A 12,601-nucleotide genomic window follows, 5' to 3' on the forward strand; every position below is an offset into this window, starting at 1 on the left:
TTTTAAGAACCGCTCACCACCTGAAACGGTCGCTTAAAGTTAATTTGGAGAAGATGTTGTGATAACCTCGGTAAGAGGTAGGGGGGGGGAATACTTTGTCCAAAGTCCAAACTGATAGCTGCCTCCAGGAATGGCTACAGGTGTATCCCACACAAAGCACTATAATCAAAAAATCTTCTATGACAAAATGTACTTTTCAACTGGTTTCCGATTACCAGCCTGCTGGTGATCAACCCACAGCAATCAAGCAGTTATTTAATGGCATCAACAATCAGATGTCTCACCAGACCCTGCTGGGCGTGACGGGTTCCGGTAAAACCTTCACCATTGCCAACGTGGTGCAACAATTAGAACGCACCACCCTGATTCTGGCACCTAATAAAACCTTGGCAGCGCAATTATACGGCGAAATGAAAGCATTTTTTCCACACAATGCGGTGGAATATTTTGTGTCGTATTATGATTATTATCAGCCGGAAGCCTACGTCCCCACCACCGATACTTTTATTGAAAAAGATGCCTCCGTCAATGCGCATATTGAGCAAATGCGTTTGTCTGCCACCAAAGCCATGATGGAGCGTAAAGATGCGATTATTGTCGCCTCCGTCTCAGCCATTTATGGTTTGGGTGATCCTGATGCTTACATGAAAATGCTGCTGCATCTGGTGCGTGGTGATCCGGTTGAGCAGCGTTTTGTTCTGCGCCGTCTGGCAGAATTACAATATACCCGCAATGAAACCGAACTGGCACGCGGCACCTATCGGGTGCGCGGCGAAACCATTGATATATTCCCCGCAGAATCAGAACGCGATGCGGTACGCATTGAACTGTTTGATGATGAAGTGGAATCAATTCGTTATTTTGACCCACTGACCGGGCGTACCCAGGGCGAAATTGCGCGTATCACCATCTATCCTAAAACCCATTACGCGACACCGCGTGAAGTGCTGCTAAAAGCCATAGATGCAGTTAAACTGGAACTCAAGCAGCGTTTGGACAGCCTGCGTAATGCCAATAAACTGGTGGAAGCGCAACGCCTGGAGCAACGGGTACAGTTTGATTTGGAAATGATCGTGCAACTGGGGTATTGTTCCGGGATTGAAAATTACTCACGTTACCTTTCCGGGCGCGAAGATGGCGAGCCGCCGCCGACACTGTTTGATTATCTGCCCGCTGATGCCTTGCTGGTAATTGACGAATCTCATGTTACTGTGCCACAGATTGGCGCGATGTTTCGCGGGGATCGCTCACGCAAGGAAACCCTGGTTGAATACGGCTTTCGTCTACCTTCAGCTTTGGACAACCGACCACTGAAATTTGAAGAATTTGAAAAACTTGCGCCACAAATGATTATGGTTTCGGCAACACCGGGTAACTATGAAGGTGAACATGCAAAGCAAGTGGTGGAGCAGGTCGTGCGCCCCACGGGTTTGGTTGACCCGGAAATTGAAGTGCGCCCGGTTACCGGACAAGTGGATGATGTACTCTCAGAAATTCATCTGCGGGTTGCCAAACAAGAGCGGGTACTGATTACCACGCTGACTAAACGCATGTCTGAAGACCTCACCGAATACCTGAATGAACACGGGGTTAAGGTGCGTTATCTACATTCTGATATTGATACTGTGGAACGCATGGAAATCATTCGTGATTTGCGCCTGGGGGTGTTTGACGTGCTGGTGGGCATCAACCTGTTGCGTGAAGGTCTGGATATGCCGGAAGTGTCGCTGGTGGCGATTCTTGATGCTGATAAAGAAGGTTTTTTGCGCTCCGAACGCTCTCTTATCCAGACTATAGGCCGTGCTGCCCGTAACGTCAACGGCAAAGCCATTTTATACGCGGATAGAGAAACCGGTTCCATGCAGCGCGCCATTAGCGAAACAGCACGGCGACGCGCAAAACAGTTGGACTGGAATAAACAACACAATATCACGCCTAAAGGTGTGAAAAAAATGGTGGCGGATATTCTGGAAACGGCGGGCAGTGGGTCTGTGGGACATGACATCAGCAACCCACACAGCAAAGCTTCTGGCGAATTAGCAAAAGTCGCCGAGCAAGCCGCGCATTATCAGGCATTGTCGCCTGCGCAACTGGCGAAAAAAATTGCGCAACTGGAAAAACAAATGTTATCACACGCGGAAAACCTGGAGTTTGAAGAGGCGGCAAAATTACGTGATGAAATTGCGCATATTCAAGAACAGGTTTTTGCCTAAAGGCCAAATATTTTTAGGGGCATTTTGCCTTGTATAAAACCTGTTCCTTGCCATCAAAATGAATATACAGTTGATTACCGGATAAGCGCATCTGGCTGCGCAGTTCCGAAGGTTCATTATCATCATACACTGTACCAATTAAATCCAGCACGCCATCATGTTGGGTACCCAGCAGCCGAAAGCGGTTAATATGGCGATCAGGTAAAATCTGCGCGGTATAAATTGCTTCTACATATTGCCCATAAAACCGCAGGTTAACCTGTTGGCTTAATTGTGCACGCTGGCTATTTTTATGGGCGGGTTGCTCGCTGTAATAACATTGCTCAGGGGTGGATAAACGAATATCCAAAGCCAGTGATTGATCACTGATTTCTACCCATTGCATCCGTGAAATATGCCCCGGTGCACTGACTTTAAGCTGGTATTTTCCAGTTGGCAGCAGCATATTTGGCTGGTAATTTTTAGCAATATTGACCAGACGCACCTTGGCTGTTTCCGGTTGGGTGCGAATTTGTAAATGATAATGTGGCTCACTACTAAACGCATCACTGACAGGGGTTTGTAACGGTGTTGCCAGTTTTACCGGGCGGCGTAGCGGCTCTAGTGATTGCGTGGAAAACTTAAACTGTTCTTCCAATTCGATGGAGATATGTCGATCCTTGGTTTGCAGGGTGATGTTATCCCGCCAGCTTTCATAACCCTTATGTGTGATTTCAACGTCATAGTCCCCAGATGCCAAATACATGCCTTGTTGAAATTTAGGTTTAATATTCCAGATGGTAATATTGGCTTTCTTGGGAATGGTTTCGATATATAAACGGCGTTTATTGGCTTGCAATTTAACTTTTAAGCGACGATTTTTATTTTTCATTTTCACTGTAAAACGTCGACTTTGATAACCGGGATGACTGACTTGTACATTATAAGACCCTGAACGCAAACGTATACCCTGACGAAATGCAGGTTTGATATTCCAGATAACAATTTTTGCATTTTGAGGTGTGGCATCAATATAAAGTTTATAACGCTTGGCTGCCTGTGCCATATTAGGCATAAGAAAAATAAAACACAGCAAAAAGCTGGTAATGGCTTTAATGGAGAAGGTGAATTTAAAAAAATCAGACATGAAAATTATCCAGGTTGCGTAACATCAGTAAATGATATATTTTTGTACACTATTTTACAGATTACAATTTCAGGACTTGCATATTTTGGCTCTTAAACTCATTTCAAATTTTTTATAGCAAAACTTATGGCAAAACATAATACCCGTATTCCTCAGCCTGTTGAAGAACCTCCCTACGATCCCAAACAACGAATTACGGGTGGCATGGTGCTGTTTGTTCTGATGTTATTAATCTATGTGATTATCAAATCACTGCTGGGTATTTCCAGCACGGGTGCAGAATATGCCCTGCGTGAGCCGTTGCCCGATGAGATGGGCACAATACGCGGTATGCAGGCTGATTTGGAAACCCAGCCTTCACCTTACCCTATTATTAATAATTTTGTCTTCCTGGATTTACAGGGGCAGCCTATTGATGAGGAAGGGGGTAACAGCTTTGGTGATTTCAGTGAAGCGATGCCGGAAACCACAGATTTTGATGGCAGTGATGGTAAAGAATGGTATGTACAGGCAGCCAGTTTTCGGGATAAAAATAAAGCCCGGAATCTGGTTAAAAAACTAAAAACCAAAGAGCTACCCGCTGTCGTGGTCAAAACCACAGGTAAAAAAGGTATCTGGTATGTCGTGCGTCTTTTGCCGCAGGAAACAAAAAGTCAGGCCAAACAACAGCTACGCCGCCTGAAACAGCAGGCGAGGCTTAAAGGTATGATTAAGAAGATTCCTTAAAAATAATTTCTCTTATTACTTATAAAAAAGTGCTGGGAAGCGGTAAATTAATTAATCCCGCCAACTGCCGAATCTCAGCATCGGTATGACCATGCATATCACTGCCAGATACCTCAGGCACTGGCGCGTGTGTGATCATGCGGCTGCTGTGATGCTTGCTGCTGATAATTTCCTGATGCGTTGCATCTTTAGCATTCGGCTCAGAAACAATTGAATTTAATTCCGTTTCGCCAAAGCAGGTGCAAAAATAAGTGGACTCATGTTTCACTTCCAGAAATACGCCCGTACCGCGAATACCTATGGTGGCACTGTGCGTGTGGATGCGTTTGTTGCCTTTGGAAAATACCCCCAGCATTGAGCCGCTTAACAGGTTTAAAAATACTTCTGTACCCGCTTTGTTGGCTTTGACTGTCATTTTTGAATAAGGGCCTAAACGGTAAGCATCTTTATTAATCGTAAAGACAATACGACTATTGGCTTTGGTTTCTATACGATCTCCAATGCTTACGATGCTCTCTGTCGTGACCGGTTTGCGGTTAATAGTCACCACACCTTCCAACTCGGCAATATTGCTGGCAAAACTCAGGCGAGAAAATCCCAATAAGCCCATAGGCACAAGCGATATGCCCAGAGATAAGCGCAAAAAGTCACGGCGATTAGGTTTGGAATGTGATTGACACATGGCGGCAGGCTCCTATAAAAACCAGAATAAGTAGTGATGTAGACCGGTGATTTGTGCGGATAATTTCTTGACGGAAGCCGATTCATGTACCGAAATAGAGGGTAACTGAAAGGGATCACTGTCAATTTGCGCCCAGCCAAGTTTTGTGGTGCGCGCTCCCCGATAAGCTGCCTGTTTTAAGTAGTTTATTTCTCTTTCACCATAATCCCCATTAGGATAGGCAAAAAATGTTACGGAGTTATTGACTAAGGCTTCCAGCGCTTTTTTTCCATCAACAATTTCATCATGGCTTTCAGCATCTTCACATAAGGGTAAAATCGGGTGAAATTTACCATGACCCTGAAAATCAACACCGACAGCCTGTAATGCTTTGATTTCTTCAAGACTTAAAGCGCAGCGTTCCGGGTATGCTTTTTCCGGCTCATAAGCAGTTTTTTGTTTTAACTGCTGCAACATATCCGCCCTGGGCAGGGTTTTTAATGTCTGATTATCGGGATAGCCAACTTGCCACCAGTAACGGCGATGCGTATTGACAATGTGGCTACAGGCAAAAATCGTTGCCGGTATCTGAAATTGCTTAATACTGTCACGTAATAAATAATTGCTCTGATGACCATCATCTAAGGTGACAATCAGGGCTTTTGCCGGAATGCGCTGCCAGTCTTTCTGCGCAATGGCATCAATCAATTGTTGTAAAGGGATAAATTGGTAACGCGAGCTTAACCAAGCCATATGCGCCTGAAAATCACCGGGTTCAGGATTGTGATATAACAAGATCGTGACCCGTTTTCTTAACACGACTTCCCGCATAAACCAGGATAAACCCGTATAGTACAAGCCAGACCAGAAAATAGGCGATATTATTGATTTTAATGACATGCAAGTGCGCCCTTGTATTATATTGGCCCAGCAGCCAAATCAGCCAGTTCCTGTGCTCTGTTTGCAGTCATGTCCAGCTTACAATTCCCCGCGCTGATACCTGCAAAGCTGCCACCATCAGGATCATAATAAAAATCACAATTGGCTTTACGATATTTAAGCCATAAACGTTGCGCGGTTTTTAAGCTATTTTTCCGTTCCGCTGTCAGATTAGCCATTAATTTTTTATAATTGGCATTCAGTAACTTATCCTGTACTTCTATTTCTGCGCTAATGCAATGGTGCATTAGCGCAGTAACGCCGCCGGAGTTATCCAGACAAGGCTGGAAGGTTTTACTGTAAGCCGGTTCAGCAGCCGGAGCCAGCGTGCTGGATAACAGTAATGGTAGAGCCAGCAAAGGTAGGAGGGATTTCATTTTCGATATTCCTGAATATTTGAATGATATATAAATGCTGGACATTATAAGACATTGTTAAATATTGTCAGCTTTTTCCCGTATTGAGTGCTTTGCCTGCACATGGCTGAGGTGTTAGCATCATTGATATTTTTTCAGGTTAAAAACTGATGACCTATGAAACAGTCATTTCTCTGCGCAATATCAAAACCCATTTTGGTGAGCATTGTGTACACCAGAACCTGAATCTGGATATACACCGTAGTGAAGTGCTTGCGCTTATTGGTGGCAGTGGCACGGGTAAAACCACGCTGCTGCGGGAAATGATTTTGCTGGAATACCCGCAACAGGGGTCGATTCGCGTATTTGACCGGGAGATTCTGGGCATGGCAGAACATCAGGTACGCTGGCTGCGCGAGCGTTGCGGCGTGATGTTTCAAAATGGTGCTTTATTCAGTTCGCTGACAGTATTGGAAAATGTCATGATCCCGTTACACGAACATAGCCAGTTAAGTGAAAAAACCATGCGTGAAATTGCCATGTTAAAAATTCGTTTGGCGGGTTTGGAACGCACGGCAGCTTATAAATATCCTGCTCAGCTCAGTGGCGGTATGATCAAGCGCGCAGCTCTGGCGCGGGCTTTGGCCTTAGACCCGGAAATACTGTTTCTGGACGAGCCTTCTGCGGGATTGGACCCGATTGGCGCTGGTGCATTGGATCAATTAATTTTGGAAATTAAACGTCTGCTGGGATTAACCATTGTTTTAGTCACGCATGATCTGGATTCTTTGTGGACGGTGACTGACCGGGTTGCGGTATTGGCAGAAAAAAAAGTGGTGGCGGTTGATAGTATGCAGGTTTTATCGGGTTCTCAGCATCCCTGGATTCGTCAGTATTTGCATGGTATACGGGGTATTCGTTTTAATGAGGGATAGATACGCGCCAAAAACATGTCTCTATATTTTTGGCGCGATGCGCTTAAAAGCGCAAACTCTGTGCAGCATTGCCCGTGCCTAAGGTTTGGCTTTGCAGGCTGATACTCTGGCTGACAAAGTTCCCCAGTTTTGCCAGATTATCGGCATCAGCATCCGCTACATCCACAAATTGCCCCAGTTTGGCTTCATCCTTAAATAACTGTAAATACCCGCTGACCCCGGCATGTTGGGTATCCACGCCCACCAAAACGGTAATCAAAGATTCCAGATACTCCTGCTTTAAGGCGACTGCAACCTGATCGGCAATATCCTTGGGATGCAGGCCAGAGCTGTTATCCATGCCATCAGTCAGAATATAAATTGCGGCATTAACGTCAAAGTCCTGCATAAACAGATTCTTGGCATAGGCATTGGTTGCCCCAACTGCGTCATAAACTGCATCATATAAAGCGGTAATACCATTACACTTTAATGTTTTATATTGTGCGGAATCAATTTGATTTAACGGTACAAAGCCATGAACTTCCTGGCGTTGTTCATTAAATAACAACAAACGCACCATCAGGTTATCCGCGCGTGGACTTTTCTGGCAGGCTCCAATAATAGACTTAATAGTCTTTAATAAAGGCTGCCTGAAATCAAAGACACTGGAGCTGATATCCACCACAATTGTGACCAGGGTATATTCCGTAGCTCCCAGCGTATCCGGGCGGGCGGCAGAAAATTGAAAATGACCAGCTCCCGGCAGTTGTATGGTTTGCATATTATCAAAACGAGGCATGAGTGTTCTCCTTGTAGTCTGAATTCAATATAGGCTTGATCAGTGCTTATGCTGCTGAAAAATACCTCTGTCTTACATCAAGTTTTTAATGCTTACTACTAAGCAAAATATTCTGTTGATTTTCCAGTGCGCATACCGCGCGCTTTCATCTCTTGCAGAAAGTCTGCGCCTAACTGTTCAAAACCCGGTACCGGAGAGCAGGTGTCTTCAATCAGTACCATTTTATGAATGCTGTCATCACCAAAGTTATCGGCAACATCACGCACGGTATTTGCCACACAATGAGACAGGGCCTGCCCAGACAGCACCAGTAAATCTGCTTCTTGCAGCACCTCGATTAAACGGGTGTTTAATTGCGTGCCCGGATCTTCTGGGTCTGGCACATCAGCCTGCACCGCGCTGTAATGCTCAGTCCAGATATTAGAGCCTTTAGTGACATAATCGACCATCGCAAACTGTGCTTCCCATGCACCCACAGCCTCAGCAATCGGCTGTACCACATTATTCCCGCTAGCGCCGATTAAACAATGTGGCGGCCAGACGATTAACTCATAGCGCCCGTTTTGTTTAAGCGCCTGCACATAATTAGTGGCGCGCTGGGCAAAACCCGGATGTGTGGTACGCCATTTTCCATTGTTTACATCATCAGCATGAATGCAGGTAAAAGGTGCAGGATGCTGACCTTTACTGTCAATCCAGAATAAGGGATGTGCAATATCCAGCAAATGATGAGAATCCAATGTGATATGAATATCACTGATTTTGGATTGATGGCGTTTAATCATATCTGCCAGACGCTCAGAATCTTTATCTGCGCCGGGAACAAACAGACTGCCATCAGGATGGGCAAAATCATTTTGTGGATCAATAATCAAAAATTGTAAGTTCATGAGGAATACTCCCTACATTATTTTTAGAGATAAGAAACTTATTAGTTTCACTTAACAACTAAGTTAGTATCAATTTAACAATAAGTCAAGTAAGACATTTAAAAAACCCTGAAACAAATTGAAACATACATGGTCAATAAGTTTCATATTGAAACAGAGCATTCTTTTCATATTGAAACACTATACCTGGGAGACTTGTATAACTATTTGTTTATTAAGTAAATAAATAGTTGGAACAGCACTTGCTCTAGTTAAGTCCAGATACTTTATTTCATTACATCAATAGCCAGCTATTTTCCTGGGTATTGATACAGGAGCTTTTTTATTATGAATAGACGTGAATTTCTACGCCTGATGGGAATGGCTGGCGCTGCCGGTATGCTACCCGCCTCAGCTTTTGCTGCGCGTAAAGCGCCTGCTGATCTTTATGAAGTCCCGCATTTTGGTAATCTGCGCATGTTGCACATTACCGATACCCACGCCCAATTACAGCCGGTTTATTTCCGTGAGCCGAATGTCAATCTGGGTATTGGCGCGGCTTTGGGTAAAGCGCCGCATCTGGTGGGAGATAATCTGCTGAAGCATTTTAATCTCCCGGCTGGTGGCATTGAATCTCATGCTTATACCTATCTGAATTTTGTGGAAGCCGCAAAAACCTACGGCAAAGTCGGTGGTTTTGCCCATCTTGCAACTCTGGTTAAACAATTGCGCGCCCAGGCTCCTGGTGGTAACAGTCTGTTGCTCGATGGCGGTGATACCTGGCAGGGTTCCGGCACGGCGTATAAGACGCGTGGTCGTGACATGGTGGATGCCTGTAATTTACTGGGCGTGGACATCATGACCGGGCATTGGGAATTTACTTATAAAGACAGCGAGATTTTAGACAATATCAAAGCCTTTAACGGTGAATTCCTGGGACAGAATGTTCAGGTTAAGGAAGAAGCAGTATTTGATGGCGCGCCAGTCTATGACGAAGATACAGGTCATGCCTTTAAACCTTATACCATCAAAGAAATGAACGGCCTGCGCGTGGCGGTTATCGGTCAGTGTTTCCCTTATACACCTATCGCTAATCCACAGCGTTTTATCCCTAATTGGAGTTTCGGGATTCGTGACGATGCCATGCAAAGCCTGGTGGATAAAATCCGCGCGGAAGAAAAACCAGATTTGGTGACCGTACTTTCTCACAATGGCATGGACGTGGATTTGAAAATGGCCTCCAAGGTCAGCGGCATTGACGTTATTTTTGGCGGTCATACCCATGATGGTATGCCTGCACCGACCAGGGTGAAAAATCCCGGTGGTCAGACGCTGGTGACTAACGCCGGTTCTAATGGCAAGTTTGTTGGGGTTATGGATTTTGATGTGCGTGATGGCAAGCTACAAGGCTACCAATACCGCCTGTTACCCGTATTCTCCAACATACTGCCAGCAGACGCAGAAATGAGCGCTTACATTGAAAAAGTCCGTGCACCATATCTGGACTGGCTTAATGAAGAATTAGGTACAGCCGAGCAGGTATTGTACCGCCGTGGTAATTTCAATGGTACTTTTGATCAGATTATTTGTGATGCCTTGCGTAAAGTCCATGATGCTCAGGTTTCGCTGTCTCCTGGTTTTCGCTGGGGTACATCGGTACTGCCGGGGCAAACCATCACTATGGAAAATGTATTGGATCAAACCTGTATCACTTACCCCGAAACCTACCGCCGTGAGATGAGCGGTGCCGACATCAAGCTGATTTTAGAAGATGTCTCAGATAACCTGTTTAATGCCGATCCTTATTATCAGCAGGGTGGCGATATGGTACGGGTTGGCGGTCTGGATTACAATTGTGATCCCACTGCGAAAATGGGTGGACGGGTCAGCGACATGCAGTTGGATAACGGTGAAGTCATTGTGCCGGATAAAAAATATGTGGTTGCGGGTTGGGCCACGGTAAATAGTCAGGCACCGGGGCCGGATATCTGGGATGTTGTTGCAGATTATATGCGCCTGAACAAAGGCAGTGTCAGTATCAACAAACTGAATACCCCCAAACTGAAAAACATTAAAGGCAATCCAGGACTTAAAACCTTGTAAGCCTTTTAACTCAACATATACGAAGTAAGGTTTTTTAAGAAAAAAGAGCTAAATTCAGTACGCACTCTTAATAATTTAGCGTGAAGCAAAAGTGGTTTTTTCGCGTTTCAAACCTGCAAAACCTGCGGAAAAGAAGCTTTTGCGTAACACCATTTAAATAAAACCTCCAAAGGAATCAATATGAAATCAGCAAGCTATGGACTCGGTCTGGCACTGAGTTGCTTTTCTCTCAGCGTTTGCGCCGCCACCTCAGCGCCTGATGCAGAACAAGCCATTGCTGCCGCTGAACAGGCCAACAGCAAAGCGGCAGCAGTAGATTATGAATGGCGCGATACCGGTAAATTGTTAAAACAGGCCAAAGCGGCTTTGGCAAAAGGTGATAACGAACACGCTATCAAATTAGCGAAACAAGCACGCCTATTTAGTGAAGCAGGCTATCAGCAGGCCCAGGCACAACAAAATGCCGGACCGCGTTTCTAACAAAGGAGTTGAACCAAAATGAAATGTATTAAACCTATTCTCCTGAGTGCCACGTTGCTGCTAGGTGGACTTGCTTCCCCCAGTCTGGTAATGGCAGATGATAAGCCCTCCATCGTGGAACAAGGTAAGGATATCGCTTTCAAACGCGCCAAGGGTAATTGTTTGGCTTGTCATTTAATTATAGGTGGTGAGTCACCGGGTAACATTGGGCCACCCTTGGTCGGCATGAAACTGCGTTTTCCAGACAAGGCTGTGCTGCGTGCACAAATCGAAGACGCTACGGTGAAAAATCCTTACTCCATGATGCCACCTTTTGGCAAACACGGGATTTTAAGTGCAGCGGAAATTGATAAATTAATTGAATTTCTTTATACACTTTAGAGCGAGGCAAACATCAAATGAAAATTTATCGTTTATTAGGCTTGGCTGCGCTGGCACTGCCCCTGAGCTTGCAAGCCAATCCAGAAGCTGAGCGCAAAGTGTTTCAGGATTATTACATTAAAAAGTTTTCCTCAGTGGATTATCAGGACTTTGGCAATGGTGCTTATGCGCTGGATGAAGTGGCACGGGCAAACTGGGAAGCCATTGAAGAATTTCCACCTTACGAAATCGTGCTGGAAGACGGGCAGCAATTATTTGAAACCCCGTTCAAGAATGGCAAAACCTATGCGGACTGCTTTCCCAATGGCGGCATCGGCATTAAACAGAACTATCCTTACTTTGACGCTGCCAGTGCTCAGGTAAGAACCCTGGAACAGGATATCAACGCCTGCCGCGAGAAAAACGCTGAAAAGCCTTATAAATGGAAAAAAGGCAAATTGGCAGCCATTGGTGCCTACATGGCTTATACCTCACGCGGCAACAAAATTAATGTGATGATTCCCGATGATCCTAAAGCTTTAGCTGCTTATGAAGCCGGTAAAAAGTTTTTCTACAGCAAACGCGGACAATTAAACTTTGCTTGCGCTGATTGTCATATCGGCAGCAGTGGCTCACGTATACGTTCGGAAGTATTGAGTACGGCCCTGGGGCAGGTCAGCCATTTTCCGGTCTATCGCGCCAAATGGGGAGAAATGGGTACGTTGCACCGGCGTTATGCAGGTTGTAACAAACAAGTACGCGCTAAACCATTTAAACCGCAAAGTGAGCAATACCGTAATCTGGAGTATTTTCATACTTATATGAGCAACGGTATTGAAATCAACGGGCCGGGCGCGCGCAAGTAAGAAACAGATGTTAGGTAACTCGCAAGAAATAACACCCCCATTTCGCTGCGAGTTACCTTAGAGATGTTGCCAAATAACCTAAATTAAAAAAACTCCCGCCCCATGCCCGTTTACCCTATGAATTACCCTCTACATTCCAGATTGAAGTTCCATAATCCAGCCGCTAGAAAAATAAATTTATCATCT

Annotated in this window: 13 protein-coding genes; 7 read left to right on the top strand and 6 right to left on the bottom strand. The window is 45.1% G+C overall.

Going from position 1 to position 12,601, the window contains the following annotated elements; all coding sequences use genetic code 11:
• Positions 1–179 precede the first annotated feature (179 nt).
• Positions 180–2,213 carry an excinuclease ABC subunit UvrB gene (gene uvrB / locus QUF61_RS08075; RefSeq protein ID WP_289681282.1) on the top strand — a complete coding sequence of 678 codons (2,034 nt, stop codon included), beginning with the start codon at positions 180–182 and terminating at the stop codon, positions 2,211–2,213.
• Positions 2,214–2,226: 13 nt separating this feature from the next.
• Here the strand turns inward: uvrB and QUF61_RS08080 are convergent, their stop codons facing one another.
• Complete coding sequence (locus QUF61_RS08080) at positions 2,227–3,339, bottom strand: hypothetical protein (RefSeq protein WP_103922036.1); 1,113 nt, start codon at positions 3,337–3,339, stop codon at positions 2,227–2,229.
• Positions 3,340–3,465: 126 nt separating this feature from the next.
• On the opposite strand from QUF61_RS08080, the gene QUF61_RS08085 reads away from it, so the two are divergent.
• Positions 3,466–4,065 (top strand): SPOR domain-containing protein, encoded by a 600-nt coding sequence (locus QUF61_RS08085; protein ID WP_103922035.1) that lies wholly within the window; start codon positions 3,466–3,468, stop codon positions 4,063–4,065.
• A 19-nt stretch (positions 4,066–4,084) separates the two neighbouring features.
• On the opposite strand, the gene QUF61_RS08090 is transcribed toward QUF61_RS08085, so the two are convergent.
• The 3 genes from QUF61_RS08090 to QUF61_RS08100 are packed head-to-tail and all read right to left on the bottom strand — an operon-like array spanning position 4,085 to position 6,042.
• Complete coding sequence (locus QUF61_RS08090; protein ID WP_103922034.1) at positions 4,085–4,747, bottom strand: FecR domain-containing protein; 663 nt, start codon at positions 4,745–4,747, stop codon at positions 4,085–4,087.
• A gap of 12 nt (positions 4,748–4,759) precedes the next feature.
• The gene (locus tag QUF61_RS08095) at positions 4,760–5,626 is read right to left on the bottom strand and encodes a polysaccharide deacetylase family protein (protein ID WP_289681283.1); all 867 of its coding nucleotides are present in this window, start codon (positions 5,624–5,626) and stop codon (positions 4,760–4,762) included.
• 17 nt (positions 5,627–5,643) lie between these two features.
• Positions 5,644–6,042 (bottom strand): lysozyme inhibitor LprI family protein, encoded by a 399-nt coding sequence (locus tag QUF61_RS08100; protein WP_103922032.1) that lies wholly within the window; start codon positions 6,040–6,042, stop codon positions 5,644–5,646.
• 149 nt (positions 6,043–6,191) lie between these two features.
• Between QUF61_RS08100 and QUF61_RS08105 the strand changes: the two genes are divergently transcribed.
• A complete protein-coding gene (locus QUF61_RS08105; RefSeq protein ID WP_103922031.1) occupies positions 6,192–6,956 on the top strand; it encodes an ABC transporter ATP-binding protein in 765 nt (254 codons plus the stop codon).
• A gap of 43 nt (positions 6,957–6,999) precedes the next feature.
• Here the strand turns inward: QUF61_RS08105 and QUF61_RS08110 are convergent, their stop codons facing one another.
• Together QUF61_RS08110 and QUF61_RS08115 are read right to left on the bottom strand one after the other, a co-directional pair.
• Positions 7,000–7,737 (bottom strand): vWA domain-containing protein, encoded by a 738-nt coding sequence (locus QUF61_RS08110; protein ID WP_103922030.1) that lies wholly within the window; start codon positions 7,735–7,737, stop codon positions 7,000–7,002.
• A gap of 98 nt (positions 7,738–7,835) precedes the next feature.
• A complete protein-coding gene (locus QUF61_RS08115) occupies positions 7,836–8,627 on the bottom strand; it encodes a cysteine hydrolase family protein (RefSeq protein ID WP_289681284.1) in 792 nt (263 codons plus the stop codon).
• A gap of 327 nt (positions 8,628–8,954) precedes the next feature.
• Between QUF61_RS08115 and soxB the strand changes: the two genes are divergently transcribed.
• From soxB to soxA, 4 genes are all read left to right on the top strand, one after another.
• Positions 8,955–10,709 (top strand): thiosulfohydrolase SoxB, encoded by a 1,755-nt coding sequence (gene soxB, locus QUF61_RS08120; RefSeq protein WP_289681285.1) that lies wholly within the window; start codon positions 8,955–8,957, stop codon positions 10,707–10,709.
• 180 nt (positions 10,710–10,889) lie between these two features.
• Complete coding sequence (locus tag QUF61_RS08125) at positions 10,890–11,189, top strand: hypothetical protein (RefSeq protein WP_103922027.1); 300 nt, start codon at positions 10,890–10,892, stop codon at positions 11,187–11,189.
• A gap of 18 nt (positions 11,190–11,207) precedes the next feature.
• Complete coding sequence (soxX, locus tag QUF61_RS08130) at positions 11,208–11,570, top strand: sulfur oxidation c-type cytochrome SoxX (protein WP_289681286.1); 363 nt, start codon at positions 11,208–11,210, stop codon at positions 11,568–11,570.
• Positions 11,571–11,587: 17 nt separating this feature from the next.
• Positions 11,588–12,415, top strand: coding sequence for a sulfur oxidation c-type cytochrome SoxA (gene soxA / locus QUF61_RS08135; protein ID WP_103922025.1), 828 nt, complete (start codon positions 11,588–11,590; stop codon positions 12,413–12,415).
• Positions 12,416–12,601 lie beyond the last annotated feature (186 nt).

This window comes from Candidatus Venteria ishoeyi (assembly GCF_030378065.1).
Lineage (GTDB): Bacteria > Pseudomonadota > Gammaproteobacteria > Beggiatoales > Beggiatoaceae > Venteria > Venteria ishoeyi.